The organism is Streptomyces sp. NPDC046862 (assembly GCF_040704615.1).
Lineage (GTDB): Bacteria > Actinomycetota > Actinomycetes > Streptomycetales > Streptomycetaceae > Streptomyces.
Genome location: NZ_JBEYXP010000033.1, coordinates 1 through 15886 on the forward strand (window position 1 = coordinate 1; position 15886 = coordinate 15886).

At 72.4% G+C, this 15886-nt stretch carries 16 protein-coding genes; 10 read left to right on the plus strand and 6 right to left on the minus strand.

Annotation, left to right across the window (positions count from 1 at the left end):
* Positions 1-114: 114 nt before the first annotated feature.
* A complete protein-coding gene (locus AB0959_RS31430; RefSeq protein WP_366830055.1) occupies positions 115-1257 on the minus strand; it encodes a glycerate kinase in 1143 nt (380 codons plus the stop codon).
* A gap of 98 nt (positions 1258-1355) precedes the next feature.
* Positions 1356-1601 (minus strand): hypothetical protein, encoded by a 246-nt coding sequence (locus AB0959_RS31435; protein ID WP_366830056.1) that lies wholly within the window; start codon positions 1599-1601, stop codon positions 1356-1358.
* A 232-nt stretch (positions 1602-1833) separates the two neighbouring features.
* On the opposite strand from AB0959_RS31435, the gene AB0959_RS31440 reads away from it, so the two are divergent.
* The 4 genes from AB0959_RS31440 (at position 1834) to AB0959_RS31455 (ending at position 6868) form a co-directional block, all read left to right on the plus strand.
* Positions 1834-2901 carry an ADP-ribosylglycohydrolase family protein gene (locus AB0959_RS31440; RefSeq protein ID WP_366830057.1) on the plus strand — a complete coding sequence of 356 codons (1068 nt, stop codon included), beginning with the start codon at positions 1834-1836 and terminating at the stop codon, positions 2899-2901.
* A 173-nt stretch (positions 2902-3074) separates the two neighbouring features.
* Complete coding sequence (locus AB0959_RS31445) at positions 3075-3566, plus strand: NUDIX hydrolase (RefSeq protein ID WP_366830058.1); 492 nt, start codon at positions 3075-3077, stop codon at positions 3564-3566.
* 169 nt (positions 3567-3735) lie between these two features.
* Positions 3736-6054, plus strand: a complete 2319-nt coding sequence (locus tag AB0959_RS31450; RefSeq protein WP_366830059.1) for a PQQ-binding-like beta-propeller repeat protein — start codon at positions 3736-3738, stop codon at positions 6052-6054.
* Between the two features lie 79 nt (positions 6055-6133).
* Positions 6134-6868 carry a Sir2 family NAD-dependent protein deacetylase gene (locus AB0959_RS31455; RefSeq protein ID WP_366830060.1) on the plus strand — a complete coding sequence of 245 codons (735 nt, stop codon included), beginning with the start codon at positions 6134-6136 and terminating at the stop codon, positions 6866-6868.
* Positions 6869-6910: 42 nt separating this feature from the next.
* Here the strand turns inward: AB0959_RS31455 and AB0959_RS31460 are convergent, their stop codons facing one another.
* A complete protein-coding gene (locus AB0959_RS31460; protein WP_366830061.1) occupies positions 6911-7699 on the minus strand; it encodes a class I SAM-dependent methyltransferase in 789 nt (262 codons plus the stop codon).
* Positions 7700-7914: 215 nt separating this feature from the next.
* Here AB0959_RS31460 and AB0959_RS31465 point away from each other — a divergent pair, with 215 nt between their 5' ends.
* Positions 7915-9297, plus strand: coding sequence for a sensor histidine kinase (locus AB0959_RS31465; protein WP_366830062.1), 1383 nt, complete (start codon positions 7915-7917; stop codon positions 9295-9297).
* Positions 9290-9967 carry a response regulator transcription factor gene (locus AB0959_RS31470; protein WP_366830063.1) on the plus strand — a complete coding sequence of 226 codons (678 nt, stop codon included), beginning with the start codon at positions 9290-9292 and terminating at the stop codon, positions 9965-9967. The genes AB0959_RS31465 and AB0959_RS31470 overlap by 8 nt, the downstream gene beginning before the upstream one ends.
* A gap of 25 nt (positions 9968-9992) precedes the next feature.
* Here AB0959_RS31470 and AB0959_RS31475 read toward each other — a convergent pair whose 3' ends face one another.
* The 3 genes from AB0959_RS31475 to AB0959_RS31485 all read right to left on the minus strand — a co-directional run bounded on the left by AB0959_RS31475 (position 9993) and on the right by AB0959_RS31485 (position 14130).
* Positions 9993-10475, minus strand: a complete 483-nt coding sequence (locus AB0959_RS31475) for a methylated-DNA--[protein]-cysteine S-methyltransferase (protein ID WP_366830168.1) — start codon at positions 10473-10475, stop codon at positions 9993-9995.
* Between the two features lie 47 nt (positions 10476-10522).
* Positions 10523-12040, minus strand: a complete 1518-nt coding sequence (locus AB0959_RS31480) for an AlkA N-terminal domain-containing protein (RefSeq protein ID WP_366830064.1) — start codon at positions 12038-12040, stop codon at positions 10523-10525.
* Positions 12041-12177: 137 nt separating this feature from the next.
* On the minus strand, positions 12178-14130 hold the full coding sequence (locus tag AB0959_RS31485) for a heavy metal translocating P-type ATPase (protein WP_366830065.1): 1953 nt from the start codon (positions 14128-14130) through the stop codon (positions 12178-12180).
* 35 nt (positions 14131-14165) lie between these two features.
* On the opposite strand from AB0959_RS31485, the gene AB0959_RS31490 reads away from it, so the two are divergent.
* The 4 genes from AB0959_RS31490 (at position 14166) to AB0959_RS31505 (ending at position 15881) form a co-directional block, all read left to right on the plus strand.
* Positions 14166-14534, plus strand: coding sequence for a metalloregulator ArsR/SmtB family transcription factor (locus AB0959_RS31490; RefSeq protein WP_366830066.1), 369 nt, complete (start codon positions 14166-14168; stop codon positions 14532-14534).
* A 7-nt stretch (positions 14535-14541) separates the two neighbouring features.
* Positions 14542-15030, plus strand: coding sequence for a MarR family transcriptional regulator (locus AB0959_RS31495; RefSeq protein ID WP_366830067.1), 489 nt, complete (start codon positions 14542-14544; stop codon positions 15028-15030).
* A gap of 32 nt (positions 15031-15062) precedes the next feature.
* Positions 15063-15191: a hypothetical protein gene (locus tag AB0959_RS31500; RefSeq protein ID WP_366830068.1), complete on the plus strand. Its 129-nt coding sequence runs from the start codon at positions 15063-15065 to the stop codon at positions 15189-15191.
* A gap of 252 nt (positions 15192-15443) precedes the next feature.
* On the plus strand, positions 15444-15881 hold the full coding sequence (locus AB0959_RS31505) for a Fur family transcriptional regulator (RefSeq protein ID WP_366830069.1): 438 nt from the start codon (positions 15444-15446) through the stop codon (positions 15879-15881).
* Positions 15882-15886 lie beyond the last annotated feature (5 nt).

Here is a 15886-nt window from a genome sequence, read left to right on the forward strand (position 1 = left end):
CAATCAACCCACCCCAACCACCTCCCACCCGGGGGTCTGGGGGGGGAGCCCCCAGGGACAGGACGGAACGGGTACGGGCGGCGGGGGCGAAACAAACCCCTGGGCGCCCCCTCGTCAGAGCAACAGGTCCCGCGCGATCCGCTCCGCCACGGACTCCAGGATCGACCCCGCTTCCGAGATGCAGCGCTGGACGTCCGGCTCGACCTCGGTGAGCGGATAGGCACGGCGGATGCCCGCCCGACCGAGGGCCTCCGGGGACAACGCGAGGCGGCCGCAGACCGCCACGACCTCCTTCCCCGCCGCGCGGGCCGCCGCCGCGACACCCGCGGGAGCCTTGCCATGGAGGGTCTGCTCGTCCAGCGAACCCTCACCGGTGATCACGAGCGTGGCCCGCTCCAACGCCGGCGCGAAACCCAGAACGTCGAGCATGACCTCGATACCCGGACGGAACCCGGCACCGAGAATCAGCGCCCCGTAACCGATCCCACCCGCGGCCCCCGCCCCCGGCGCGGAGGCGTATTCGGCCGCCCGCGCGCCGATCACCTGCTCCAGGGCTTCCGCGAAGTGAGCCAACGCCGCGTCCAGCACCGCCACGTCGTCCGCGGTAGCCCCCTTCTGCGGTCCGTACACGGCGGGCGCGCCCTTGGGCCCGGTGAGCGGATTGTCCACGTCACTGGCCAGTACGAACTCGATCTCGGAGAGCCGGGGGTCGAGGCCCGAGAGATCCGCGGTGGCCAGGCCACCCAGTCCTCCGCCGCCCGGCCCCACGGGACCCCCGTCGGCGTCGAGGAAGCGCGCCCCGAGCGCGGCCAGCATGCCCGAGCCGCCGTCCGTGGTGGCGCTCCCGCCCACCCCGAACACGATCGTCCGCGCCCCCGCGTCCAGCGCGGCGCGCAGCAGTTCACCCGATCCGTACGTCGTCGCCGTCAGCGGTGCGAAGACCCCGGCAGGCAGCCGCTGCAACCCGCTGGCCTCGGCCATCTCGACCACGGCCGTGTCGCCGCGCAGCGCGTACGCCGCCGTGACGGGCTCGCCGAGGGGACCGGTCACCCGTACCTCACGGCGCTCGAACCCGGCCGCGACCGCCGCGGCCACCGTCCCGTCGCCGCCGTCGGCCACGGGCAGCGCTTCGACCTCGACCTCGGGCACGACCCGGCGCAGTCCCGCCGTCACCCGCTCCGCGACCTCTACGGCCGTCAGTGATCCCTTGAACTTGTCCGCGGCGATCAGCACCCGCGCAGTTCCCGTCACCTGCATTCCCCTCGCTTCCGGGCCTTGCGCACGTCAAGGCAGTCGCGCCGCAGCGACCCTAACCGGTGACGAGGGCCGCTGCCCAGAGCGCCCGGGAGTGGGCGTCACTCCGGGACGGAGGCACCGCTGTGGTCGTACAGCTGGTGCGTCATGGTGTTGCCGTGGCCGCTGGGCATGCTGATGTGTTCCATCACGTCTTCCAGGAGGTCGACGTCCCCCGTGAGGACGTAGACGTCACCGGACCGGACGACGGGCTCGGCGGCTGCCGCCTGGACCGGGGCGGCGGCGAACAGGGCCGCGAGGGACGAGGCCGCGAGCATGGTCGTACGGCTACGGCTCATCGGGGTCATGACACTCCTGGGCTGAGAGCGGACGGTCACCGTCCGGAACCAATCGGACGACCGGAAGTAAACCAGACGAACATCTCATGCTGCCGTGGATGCGGACGAAGGTTGACGGCGATCGAGTACGAAGGTTGACGGAGGCTGACGGGAGGGGGCGACGGGGTCGAGTAGCGAGATCGACGCGCCGAACCGGGAGTCCGGCCGGGCGGAACCGCGCCTGATTCGGTAAACCGGACGTATGACCCCTGTGGGCACTGACCTCGCCGACCGCGTCCTCGGGGGCTGGCTGGGCCGGATCGCGGGCAACATGCTCGGCAAGCCGGTCGAGCAGGGCGATCACTGGACGCGGGACCGTATCGACCGCTACCTGCGGCAGGCCGACGCCCTGCCGCTCACCGACTACCTCCCCGAGCCCCTCAGCGAGAGCGACGGCCTCGAGCTCCGCCCGGAGTGGCGCCAGTGCGTGCGCGGCCACATCCACGGCAGCTGCCGCGACGACGACGTGGACTACGCCATCCTCGGCCTGGACCTGCTGGAGACGTACGGCTTCGGCTTCAGCACCGAGCAGGTGGGCGAGCTGTGGCTGCTGCGGCTGCCGTACCTGCAGACGTTCACGGCGGAGCGGGCGGCCTACCGCAATCTCGCGAACGGGCTCAGACCACCGCTCACCGCCACGTACGACAACCCCTACCAGGAGTGGATCGGCGCCTTGATCCGCGCCGACGTCTACGGCTGGACCTGCCCCGGCGTACCGCGCCGCGCGGCCTCGCTGGCCCGCCGTGACGCGGTCCTGTCGCACACCGGCAACGGTGTGTACGGCGCGATGTGGGCGGCCGCGCTCATCGCCGCCGCGTTCACCGCGCCGACCGCCCGCTCGGCCCTCGACACCGCCCTCACCGTGATCCCGGCGAGCAGCCGCCTGGCCCGTACGGTGCGAAGGGTCCTCTCGCTCCACGAGACGGGACTGAGCTGGGAGGACACCCTTGCCACCCTGACCGAGGAGACCTCCGGCCTCGGCTGGATCCACACCATCCCCAACGCCGCCGTCCTCACCGCCGGCCTCCTGTACGGCGACGGCGACTTCACCCGCACGATCACCCTCACCGTCCGCGGCGGCCTCGACACCGACTCCAACGGTGCCACCGCGGGCTCGGTGGCCGGGGTCCTGTGCGGCGCGGAGGCGATTCCCCCGCAGTGGAAGGCCCCTCTGGAGGACACGGTCCGCAGCGCGGTGTTCGGGTTCGACGGGGCACGGATCAGTGAGCTGGCCGAGCGGACGCTCAGCTTGGCGGAGGCGGCGGGCTGAGGGCTGAGGGCTGAGGGCGAGGGGGGAATGTGGCTGCGCGCCCGGACTGATTCCCTTCGCCCCCCTCTCACGCCCCGGACTGATTCCCTTCGCCCCCTCTCACGCCCCGGACTGATTCCCTTCGCCCCCTCTCGCGCCCCGGTGGGACCGGAACGGCTCGTTACCCTTCCCGAATGAGCACTCCGGACTTCGCCACGTACATCGCGAGCCTGCCCCGCGTCCTCGCCGGGGCCGCCGCCCTCTTCCGGGACGCCGAGGGGCGGGTGCTCCTCGTGGAGCCCAACTACCGGGAGGGGTGGGCGCTCCCCGGGGGCACGATCGAGTCGGACACCGGTGAGACCCCGCGCCAGGGCGCGCGGCGCGAGACCGCCGAGGAGATCGGGCTGGACATCGAGCTGGGCCGCCTGCTCACCGTGGACTGGGTGCACGGGACGGCCAGGCCGCCGCTGGTGGCGTACCTGTACGACGGCGGGGTGCTCGGCGAGGACGACTTCAAGGCGATCCGCCTCCAGGAGGAGGAACTGCTGTCCTGGCGCATGGTGGAGCCGGACGAGCTGGCCACCTACCTCCCCGGATCCCTGGGCCGCCGCGTGCTCACCGCGCTGGAGGTACTGGCCGAGAACGCGGGAACGGCCGAGCTGGAGAACGGGCACCGGGTCCGCTGAGACCCTTGAGACCCTTGTTGACACACCGTCAGTTGCCTTGAGCCGAAGCGGGAGAGGGGAAAGCGACTGAGGTATAGGAAAGTTCAAGCAAGTGTCGGGAATCACTGACCCTCCGCCACTTGAGCCTCTAGGGTGCTGCCAGACCCACCGAGAGCAGGCAGCTTAGGTCATGGAACCACTGGGCTCAGACGATCCCGGGGAGCTAGGTCCCCACCGTCTTCTGGCACGGCTCGGCGCGGGGGGTATGGGACGGGTCTATCTGGCCACCTCCCCGGACGGGAGGACCGTCGCGGTCAAGGCCATCCGCCCCGAGATGATGGGAGACAGAGGCTTCCGCCTCCGTTTCCGCCGTGAGGTGGCGGCTGCGACGGCGGCCGGCGGCAGATACACCGCGCCCGTGGTGGACGCCGATCCGGACGCCGCCACGCCGTGGCTCGCCACCGAGTACATACCCGGCCCGACGCTGGCCGAGGCGGTCGCCGAGCACGGGCCGCTTCCGGTGGAATCGGTGCTCGCGCTGGGCGCCGGCATCGCCGAGGCGCTGATCGCCGTGCAGGCCGCCGGGCTGGTGCACCGCGACCTCAAGCCGTCCAACGTGCTGCTCGCCGACGACGGTCCACGCGTCATCGACTTCGGCATCGTCCGGGCGGCCGACGGCTACGACCTCACCCGTTCCGGTGCCCTGTTCGGGTCCTTCGAGTACATGTGCCCCGAGCAGGCCACGGGGGATCCGATGGGGCCGGAGGGGGACATCTTCTCCCTGGGTTCTGTGCTGGCGTTCGCCGCGTCCGGCCACGCGCCGTTCAGCGGCTCGGCGGCGGCCACCCTCCTCTACAACGTGGTGCACGGCACGCCCGACCTGTCGGAGGTGCCCGAGCCGCTCGACAAGATCATCAGCCTCTGTCTCGCCCGGGACCCGCGTCTTCGGATCACTCCGGACCGGCTGTCCGCGGCCTGTGCGCCCGGGGGTGTGGAGCAGGTGACGGGGGACGGCTGGCTGCCCCCGGCTGTGGTCTCCTCGATCGCCCTCCGTACCGCCGCCGTGACGACCCTCACCGCCCCGTCGCGCGCCCCATCGCGCGCCCCGTCGCGCGCCCCGGTCGCGGCACCCGCCGTCGCGGACACCTCGGCGCCTCCCGTGTACGACCAGGACCCCGTGTACGACCAGGGCCCCGTGTACGGCCAGGACCCCGTGTACGGCCAGAACTCCGTGTACGGCCAGGACTGGGAGAACCCCGCCACCGCGCGGCAGCCGGTGCACGGCCCCGGTGGCGCCGGCCGTACGGACGAGACGGGGGTCGTCACCCAGCCGCCGGGCCCCCGTCTCTCCCGGCGTGGGGTCCTCACCGCCTCCGCGGGCGTCACGGCAGCGGTCGTCGCCGGGACCGCCCTGCTGATCGCCCGCGGAGAGGAGACGCACGGGCAGTCCGTGGAGCCGCTCGGCCCTGCCCCGAAGCCGCTGTGGACCTACCGCGGCGGTCCGCTGCTTCAGGCACCGGCCGTCTTCAACGGCGGGACGGCCCTGGTGAAGAGCCGCCAGGGCGATCTGGTCTGCCTCGACCTCAAGGACGGCTCGCGGCCCAAGTGGGTCTACCAGGGCATCAGCCAGTCCCCCACCCCGGCCGCCCTGGTATCCGGCGCGGCGGTCGCGCTGGGTGAGGGCGCGACGGTGATCGGTGTCGACCCGGCCAGTGGCAGGGAGCGTTTCACGCTGGATTTCGGCGCGGACTACCGCTTCGACACACTGCTCGGCAGCTACGGCGACAGCCTCCTGTCCATCGTCGGTCTCCGGCTGGAGCGCCAGTCCGACGAGCAGGGCGTGGCGACGTCCACGAACACGGTCTTCCGCGTCGACCTCGAGGGCCGTCGCGCCGACGTCATACCGATCAGCCCCGAGGACGTCGGCATCACCCTGACCCCGGTGATCATCCCCGGCTATTTCATCTACGCCGACGGCTTCCGCAACGTGACCGCCCGGGGTACCGACGACGGCGGCACCCTCCGGTGGAAGCACGCCGTCGGCTACGACCTCCGGCCGGGGCTCGCCGTGCTCGGCCGCAGGGTGTTCGCCGTCGGCCGCGAACTCCTGGCGCTGAGCCTCGACACTGGCAGGCTCCGCTGGCGGATGCGGGCCGAGCACGGTCAGTTCGCCTCTCTCGGCGTCCTCGGCGGCACCGTGTACGTCACCGGTACGGACCCGTCCGGCGTGTACGCCTACAACGCCTCTAACGGCTCGAGACGATGGTTCTGCCCGACACCCCGCCTCCACCTCGACGCCCCGGTCACCGTGGCTCGCGACGCTGTCTACGTCCACGCCTTCCGGAACAGGGACGGCTTCTACGCGATCGACGCCGCCCGGGGCAGGCTGCTGTGGAACTTCACCGACGGCCGGGACACCGGCGTCAACGACTGGCAACTCGCCTGCGACGACGACGGGCGGCTGGTGGCCCAGCACTTCGACCGCGCCTACGGCCTGCCGGCCGCCTGAAGGCTCCGGCGAGGGGCGCACCGATATGCGCTCCGATATCCGTTCGCCCCGCGCGGGCACGCGTCCTACCCTCGGGCCCATGAAGAAGCCCCTCGTCGCCCTTCTCAGTGGCGCAGGCATCTCCACCGATTCCGGCATCCCGGACTACCGCGGCCCCAACGGGCTGTGGCGACGGGACCCCGAGGCCGAGAAGCTGGTGACGTACGAGTACTACATGGGCGATCCGGAGATCCGGCGGCGCTCGTGGCAGATGCGGCGGAAGAACCAGGTGCTGCGTGCCGAGCCGAACGCCGCGCACCGGGCCGTGGCCGAGCTGGAGCGGTCCGGGGTGCCGGTGCGGGTGATCACGCAGAACGTGGACGGACTGCACCAGCTCGCCGGGATGCCGGCCCGCAAGGTGCTCGAACTGCACGGCACCGCACGGAGCGTCGTGTGCACGAAGTGCCACACCCAGGTTCCCACGGAGGACGCGCTCGCCCGGGTCGAGGCAGGTGAGGCCGACCCGCCGTGCCTGGAGTGCGGCGGGATCCTCAAGACGGCGACGGTGATGTTCGGCCAGAGCCTTGACCCCGTGGTGCTGGGCGAGGCCGTCGCGATCACCAAGGCGTGCGAGGTGTTCATCGCCGTGGGCAGCAGCCTCCAGGTCCAGCCCGCCGCCGGGCTCGCCGGCGTCGCCGCCGACCACGGGGCACGGCTGATCATCGTCAACGCCGAGCCGACGCCGTACGACGACCGCGCGGACGAGGTCGTACGGGAGCCGATCGGGACGGCCCTGCCGGAAGTGCTGCGCAGGATCGGCGCCGAGAGCGACTGAGCGGCCGGGCTGGGGGGCGGGGCGGGCCGGGAGCCGGGGAGGCTATGACTGGGAAGGGTGGGTGACCCGGATCTTGGACTGGCCGTGCGGGAGTTTCTCCCAGTCGTCCATGAAGCGGGCCTCCAGGCCGTGCTTCGCGGCCAGGGCCACGAGGGTCTCCGTGCGGTAGTAGAAGTCCTCCCTCAGCACGTGGTGCTCCTGGCCCTCGGTGCGGTCGAAGGTGAAGTCGAACCAGCCGCCCGGTGCGAGCACCCGGCCGACGTTGGCCAGGCACTCCTCGATGACGTGGAGCGGCGAGTGCGAGAAGACGCTGTGCGCGTGGACCACGTCGAAGTGGGCGTCGGGGAGGAACCGGAGGGTCAGGTCGTGTACGGGGGTGAGGGTGGGCAGCCGCTTCTGGAGCCCCATCTCCACGATCGTGTCCTGGGCGGCGGTCAGGATGTCGGGCGAGATGTCGATGCCGTAGTAGTGCCCGGGTTCCAGGTGTCGGATGAACCGCCAGCCTCCGCGCAGGTTGCCGCAGCCGATCTCCAGCATGCGGTGCTCGGGACGCAGACCGTGGCCGAGGAGGTAGTCGAACTGCATCGCCCCCAGCGCCATCCACCGTTCCCGGCTGTGGCTGCCGACCGCCGCGTCCGGGTCGGCGCGGGTGTCGGAGCGCATCACGGCGCGGTAGTACGCGATGTGGTCCGGGTGGCGGTGGCGCAGCCACATGTCACGGGCGACGCGGACCATGTGGCGCGGGACCCGGTCCGGGTGGCGCAGGGCGTAGGTGATGCGGTGCCCGAGGGCGGCCCGGTTGACGGTGACGTTCTTCCTGGTCGGCGGCACGTGGTTGTTCCTTCCCGAGGTGGCTTGGGTACTGAAGCCAGCTTCCGGGCACCGGCGGGGTGTCCGGCTCGGTCGACCGGCTCCGGTCCCGGGGCGGTTCGGGTGATCCTCGTATCAGCCGATCGGTTGATGCGATCGGGGATGCGCCACGTTAGACACGGAAGAGCGACCTGTGAAGGTCCCGCGCGGAGCACGACGAGAGGGGCGGTAAGGCAATGATTTGGCCGGAACACCGGCGCGGGGATCCGGCTGCGCACACGGACCCTGACGCGCGCTGGCTGGCCGGGATCGTGCACGCCGCGTTCTTCCTGCTGCTGTGCTCCTCCTTCGCGCGCTTCCTGACGCGTGATCAGGGTGGGGCGCGGACCGGCTGGGTGGTGGCGCTGTTCGCGGTGTTCGGGCTGCTCTACGCCCTCGGGCACCTCCTGGCTCCCGCGCCGCGTCCCGGCGGTTCACCGTCCACCCGGCACCTGGCCTGGCTGGGCTCGGTGACGGTGGTGTGGGTCGTCCTGCTCGCGCTCGCGCCGAGCGCCACGTGGTGTGCCATGCCGCTGCTGTTCGCCGGTCTGCACACACTGCCCCCGAGGATCGCGGTGCCGCTGGCCGTCGTGCTGACCGCGTTGGTCGTGGTCTCCGAGGTGCGGGTGGCCGACGGCTCGCTCAACCCCAACATGGTCGCCGCTCCGCCGGCGATCGCCGCGGTCGCCACCGCCGTCTTCGTCCATCTGCAACGGCAGGCGGCCCGGCAGCGCGTCCTGATCGACGATCTGGTCCGCACCCGCCGGGACCTCGCTGCCACCGAACGGCGGGCGGGCGTCCTGGCAGAGCGGCAGCGGCTCGCCACGGAGATCCACGACACCCTCGCCCAGGGGCTGTCCAGCCAGCGGATGCTGCTGCAGGCCGCCGAGCGCGTCTGGTCCACGGACCCGGACACGGCCCGTGGGCACATCGGCAAGGCGGCCGAGATCACCTCCCGCAGCCTCGCCGAGGCGCGCCGGTTCGTGCACGACCTGGCGCCGGCCGATCTCGCCGAACGTTCCCTTCCCGGTGCGCTCGGCGCGCTCGCCGAGCGGGAGAGCGGGCCCGGCCTGGTGGTGGAGTTCCGGCTCGACGGTACCCCGCGCCACCTCCCGGAGCGTGTCGAGGCGGCTCTGCTGCGCATCGCCCAGGGCGCGCTGGCCAATGTGCGCGAACACGCCGCGGCGACGCGGGCCGCGGTGACCCTGACCTGTCTGGACGACCAGGTCTCGCTGGACGTCGCCGACAACGGACGGGGGTTCGACGGCGACGGGACGTCGTCCTCCGCGGACGGCCGGGCCGACGCCGGGCCGGGCTCCGCGGGTCCGGAACCGGGCCGGGCCACCGCGGAAACGCACCCCGCGGCCCCGGGACCGGGCCGGGAACCGAGCCGCGAGCGCGGGCACGGACTGCCCGCCATGCGCATCCGGGCCCGGCAGTCCGGCGGCACGCTCACCGTGGAGTCCACACCGGGCGAGGGCACCGTCGTGTCGGTGGCCATCCCGCTCACCGCCCCTCGGGTCGCCCTCACCACCCTTCCGTCGCCCTCGACACCCCCAAGGAGCCCGTCCCATGAGTGAGTCGGTCCCCCCGCCGCCGACCCCCTCGCCGCCGGTCCGGCTCCTGCTGTGCGACGACCACGCCGTGGTACGGGCCGGCCTGCGCGCGCTGCTGTCCAGCGCCGACGGCATAGAGGTGGTCGGTGAGGCCGGCACCGGCGAGGAGGCGCTCGCGATGGCGTCCCGCCTCCACCCGGACGTGGTGCTGATGGACCTTCAGCTCGGCGACGGGATGGACGGCGTGACGGCCACCCGCCGGCTGACGTCGGGTGCGGCCGACGGCACGGGCGCGCCCCTTCCCCGTGTGCTGGTGCTCACCATGTTCGACACCGACGCCGACATCAGCCGTGCCATCGAAGCCGGGGCCACCGGCTATCTGCTCAAGGCCGAGCGGCCGGACGAACTGTTCGCGGCGATCCGCGACGCGGCGTCCGGCCGTACCGCGCTGTCGGCCCCGGTGGCCGACCGGCTGCTGGCCCAGCTGCGCAGCCCACGCCCCGCCCTGTCCGAGCGCGAGCGGGAGATCCTCGGTCAGCTGGCCCGCGGCCTGGGCAACCGGGAGATCGCCCGGGCGCTGTTCATCAGCGAGGCGACCGTCAAGACCCACCTCGGCCGGATCTACGCCAAGCTGGGCGTGGAGACACGGGCGGGGGCGGTGGCCGTCGCGAAGGAGCGTCGGCTGCTGCCGTGAGGGACCGGCGGCTCGGGCCGTCCCGTCAGAAGAGGGCCGCCCCGCGTTCGAAGTCCAGCAGGCGCTGCTTGCGCTCCAGGCCGCCGCCGTAGCCGGTGAGGCCGCCGTCGGCGCCGACCACGCGGTGGCAGGGGACGATGATGCCGACGGGATTCTTGCCGTTGGCCAGGCCTACGGCGCGGGAGGCTTTGGCGTTGCCGAGGGCGTCGGCGAGGTCGCCGTACGAGCGGGTCTCGCCGTACGGGATCCGCGTGAGCTGTTCCCAGACGCTGCGCTGGAACGGGGTGCCGTGCAGCCGCAGTTCGAGGGTGAACTCCTTCAACTCGCCCGCGAAATAGGCCTGCAGCTGATCCTCCGCCGCACCGAAGGGGGTGCCGTCGCGGGGGCCGAAGGTCTCCTCCTGCGGACGGTGCCGCTGATCGGTCATGTAGAGGCCGCACAGGACGCCGTCGTCGGCGACGAGGGTGAGGGGGCCGTAGGGGCTGTCGATCACGGTGTGCTGCTTCAGGGATGTCGCGGAGGTCGCGGAAGTCATGGCGTGGGTCCTCAAACGGGTCAGACGGGAAGGAAGTTGATGGGGTGGCTGTCGGTGGCCCACAGGTACTGGACCGCGTACGCCCGCCAGGGCCGCCAGGCCGCCGCGCGGGCCGTGAGCGCGGCCGGGGTCGACGGCAGCCCCAACTCCTGTGCGGCACGCCGGATACCGAGGTCGGTGGGGAGGAACGCGTCGGGGTCGCCGAGGGCGCGCATTCCGATGACGTCGACCGTCCAGGGGCCGAAGCCGGGCAGTGCGAGGAGTCTGGCGCGCGTCTCCTCCCAGTCGCTGTCGACGCCCAGGTGGAGGGTGCCGTCGGCGAGTTGGCGGACCAGCGTGGTGAACGTCGTGCGGCGGGTCCGGGGCATCGCGAGGGACTCGGGGTCGAGGCCCGCGAGCGCCTCCGGTGCGGGGAACAGGTGGGTGAGACCGCCCTCGGGATCGTCCACGGGCTCGCCGTGGGCGGTGACCAGGCGGGCGGCGTGGGTGCGGGCGGCGGCCGTGGAGACCTGTTGTCCGAGTACGGCCCGTACGGCGAACTCGGCCTCGTCGACGGTACGCGGCACCCGGCGGCCCGGGGCCTTGTCGACCAGCGGCGCCAGCACCGGGTCCTCGCGCAGCTGCTCGTCCACCGCCACCGGATCCGCGTCCAGGTCGAGCATCCGACGGCAGCGGCTGATGGCGACGGGCAGGTCGCGCAGATCGCTGAGGGTCAGGCGGCAGGCGATGTGGTCCGGGGCGGGGGTCAGGCCGACGATGCCGTGGCCGTACGGCAGGCGCAGGGTGCGGCGGTAGGCGCCGTCGCGCCACTCCTCGACGCCGGGTACGGCGGTGGCGGCGAGGTGGCCGAAGAGGTTGTCGGGGTTGAGCGGGGCTCGGAAGGGGAGGCGGAGTGCCAGCACTCCCGGGGTTCCAGCGGCGTCAGCGGCCGGCACGGGAGCGGATCGCGGGGCGCCGGGCTTCCTGGCGGCCCGCTCGCGCAGGTCGCTCGGCGCCAGCGCGAAGACCTCCCGCACGGTGTCGTTGAAGGTGCGGATCGAGGCGAACCCGGCCGCGAAGGCGATCTCCGCCATCGGCAGCGCGGTCGTCTCGATGAGCAGCCGCGCGGTCTGCGCCCGCTGGGCCCGGGCGAGCGCGAGGGGCCCGGCGCCCAGTTCCGCGAGGAGCTGCCGCTCGATCTGCCGGGTGCTGTAGCCGAGCCGCCGGGCGAGCCCGGGGACGCCTTCGCGGTCCACGATCCCGTCCGTGACGAGCCGCATCGCGCGGGCCACGAGGTCGGCTCGCTGGTTCCACTCCGGTGAGCCCGGGCTGGTGTCCGGGCGGCACCGCTTGCACGCCCGGAACCCGGCCTGCTGGCAGGCCGCCGCGCTCGGGTAGAACGTCATGTTCTCCGGCTTGGGCGGCACCACCGGGCAGCTCGGCCGGCAGTAGATCCGGGTGGTCAGGACGGCCGTGTAGAACCACCCGTCGAACCGCGCGTCCTTCGACTGCACGGCACGTACGCAGCGCTCGGTGTCGGTGTGCATTCCGTTCCCCATGAACCAAGGATCGGGGACGGGAGGGCGACCTGGCTGGCAGGAATCCGACATCGAGGTACGGCGACCTGTAACCGCCGGGGCGCGGGAACTGCGCGACCGGCCACGACGAACGCGCACCCGTCGAACCTCATGAACCCCTATGGCGCCGTGGCGCCCCTCCACGCACTCTCACGGAGCAGCCGCAACCCGTTCAACCCCACCAACACGGTCGACCCCTCATGCCCGGCCACACCGAGCGGCAACGGCAGGTGACCCACCAGGTCCCACACGACCAGCGCGGCGATGCACACCCCGGCGATCACCAGGTTCTGGGCCACCAGTCGCCGAGCCGTACGCGACAACCGTACGACCGCAGGAATCGTGGTCAGCTCGTCACGCACGACGACGGCGTCCGCCGTCTCCAGCGCCAGGTCGGACCCGGCCCGCCCCATCGCCACACCGGAGTGCGCCGCGGCCAGCGCCGGCGCGTCGTTCACACCGTCCCCGACGAACAGCACCTTGCGCCCACCGCCCTGCAGATCCCGTACGGCGTCCACCTTGCCCTCCGGCAGGAGACCGGCACGCACGTCGGTGATGCCGGTGTCCGCGGCGACCTGCGCGGCGGCGCCCCGGTTGTCGCCGGTGAGCAGGACGGGAGCCGTGCCGGCGGCGGCGGTCAGCGCGGCGACTGCGGCGGGGGCGTCGTGACGGAGCCGGTCGGTGAGGGTGAGCGTGCCGACGGGGACGCCGTCCCGTTCGACGAGGACCGTGGTCCCGTCGGCCTCCTCGCCGTGCTCCCCCGCACGCCCGACGGTCACCACGCACCCGTCGATCGCGGCGCTCACGCCCCGCCCGGGCAGGGCCGTGAAGTCCTCCACGGGGGCGAGGCGGAGCCCACGCGCGCGGGCCGCCGACACGACGGCGCGCCCCAGGGGGTGTTCGCTGGGGTGCTCCGCGGCCGCGGCCAGCGCGAGGAGGGCGTCCTCGTCGAGTCCGGAGCCCGGCAGGGGCCGTACGGCGGTGACCTCCGGCGCGCCCTCGGTGAGGGTGCCGGTCTTGTCGAGGGCCGTCGCGTCGATCTCACCGAGGCGTTCCATCGCCACGGCCGACTTGACCAGCACACCGTGCCGGCCGGCGTTGGCGATGGCGGAGAGGAGCGGCGGCATGGTGGCCAGCACCACCGCGCACGGCGAGGCGACGATCATGAAGGTCATCGCGCGGGGCAGGGCGCCGGTGAGGTCCCCGCCGAGGGCGAGCGGGACGGTGAAGACGGCGAGCGTGGCGGCCACCACGCCGACGGCGTAGCGCTGTTCGACCTTCTCGATGAACAGCTGGGTCGGCGCCTTGGTCTGCGACGCCTCCTCGACGAGTGTCACGATGCGGGAGATCGCGGAGTCGGCCGGGTCGCGTTCCACGCGGACACGGAGGGCGCCGGTGCCGTTGAGGGTGCCCGCGAAGACGTCGTCGCCCGGGGACTTGGGGACGGGCAGGGGTTCGCCGGTGATGGTGGCCTGGTCGGCCTCGCTCTCGCCTGCCAGTACGCGTCCGTCGGCGCCGACGCGTTCGCCGGGACGAATCAGAAGGACGTCCCCCACGGCCAGTTGGTCCGTGGGGACGGTCTCCTCGGTGGCGCCGTCCGCCGACAGCCGGGTGGCCGTCGCCGGGGCCAGGTCGAGCAGGCCGCGTACGGAGTCGGCGGTGCGGGCGGTGGCCAGGGCCTCCAGCGCGCCGGAGGTGGCGAAGATGACGATCAGCAGTGCGCCGTCCAGGACCTGGCCGATCGCGGCCGCGCCGAGTGCCGCGACGATCATCAGCAGGTCGACGTCGAGCGTCCTCTCCCGCAGCGCGCGCAGTCCTTCCAGGGCGGGTTCCCAGCCGCCGGCCGCGTAGGCGATCACGTAGAGCGGCCCGTACAGCCATGCGGGGGTGCCGGACAGGTCCAGCGGGAGCGCGAGCACGAAGGCGAGGGTCGAGGCGAGGGCCCAGCGGGCCTCGGGGAGGGCGAGCAGGCGGGTGCGGCGGCGGGGCGCCGAGGGCGCGGACGGGCGGACGGGTGGTGGGGCCAGAGCGGTGGACACCCGGCCACCATACAGGAATACATGAAGACTCATTCATGTCTTCAAGTGTGGTGGGTAAGATGGCGGCCATGGGTCATGGAGCCGTCACCGCCGCGCAGGACGCCACACCGCGCGTGCGCCTGGACGCGGCCAACGTGGCGAAGGTGGCCACGACCCTCCAGGCCCTCTCCACCCCGTCCCGCCTGCTGATCCTCGCGCGGCTGCGCGAAGGACCCCTGCCTGCGACGGAGTTGGCCGCCGAGGTGGGCATGGAACAGTCCGCGTGCTCGCACCAGCTGCGCCTGCTGCGCAACCTCGGACTGGTCGTCGGCGAGCGGCGGGGCCGTTCGGTGGTGTACGCCCTGCACGACCACCATGTCGCCGAACTGCTCGACCAGGCCGTGTACCACGTGGAGCACCTGCGCCTGGGGATCAGCGACGCACCTGAGGGGGACTAGCCCGAGTATGGAAACACCGCAGAAGCCGTGTTGGCTGAGCGACGACGAGATGGAGACGTGGCACGCCGTCGCCGGGGTACTGATCAGACTGCCGGGCGCGCTCGACGCGCAGTTGCAGCGGGACGCGGGCATCAGCCACGTCGAGTACCAGGTGATGGCGATGCTCTCCCAGACCGCGGAACGCACGCTGCGGATGAGCGAGTTGGCCGGATACACCGGCTCGTCGCTGTCCCGCCTCTCGCACCTGGTCAAGCGACTGGAGCGGAGCGACTGGGTGCGCCGCACGCCTGACCCGGACGACGGGCGCTACACCCTGGCCATTCTCACCGAGGCCGGCTGGGACAAGGTCGTGGCGACCGCGCCGGGACACGCGGAGGCGGTGCGGCGCTTCGTCTTCGACCCCGTCACCAAGGCCCAGCAGCGGCAGCTCCGCGACATCGGGCGGCGCATCTGGCGGGCGGTCGAACCGGACGACAACTGCCTGCCGCCGCGTTGACACGTGTGTTCGCGCCGGGAGCCGCCGGCGGCGTGCGGTTCACCCGGAAGCGGACCCGGCACTTCGCCGCGTTCCCGGTCGACGCGGTCGACACCACGGCGGCGGCCCAGGCGCTCACCGGTGCGCCGGGCGCCATCCTCGCCGCCGTCCCAGGCAGTTGACCCGCGCCACACACCCACCACGACCTGTCTCAGGGCCGGGAGAGAGAGCGCTCGTACCGTACGGCCCTGTTCCGTCGCTCCACCGTGAGACATGTCTCTCCTGACGCGCGGTGGTCTGACGTGGCCCGTTTTGGACCACCATTCACATGACGATCCGTAACATACTTGGACAAAACCACCCGACACGCCACGACTCGCTTGGACGATTCATTCCCTTGAATCATTCGTGTTTGTGCGGGTAGGTTTGGCGCCATGACTGCGCCCCAGACCCCGACCACCGCCGAGGAGCTGCGCGGTGCCGGCCTGCGGGTGACGGCCGCCCGCGTCGCGCTGCTCGAAACCGTCCGCGACGGTGACCACCTCGATGTCGAGACGGTCGCCTCCGGGGTACGCGAGCGCGTCGGCCACATCTCCCTCCAAGCCGTCTACGAGGCGCTCCACGCGCTCACGACGGCGGGACTCGTACGCCGCATCGAGCCCCCCGGCAGCCCGGCCCTCTTCGAGGGACGTGTCGGGGACAACCACCACCACCTCGTGTGCCGGTCGTGCGGTGTCGTCGCCGACGTCGACTGCGCGGTCGGCCACACCCCCTGTCTGACCGCGTCGGACAACCGCGGCTTCTCGATCGACGAGGCCGAGGTCATCTACTGGGGCCTGTGCCCCGACTGTTCAACCCCCCGCGGTGACTGAGCACC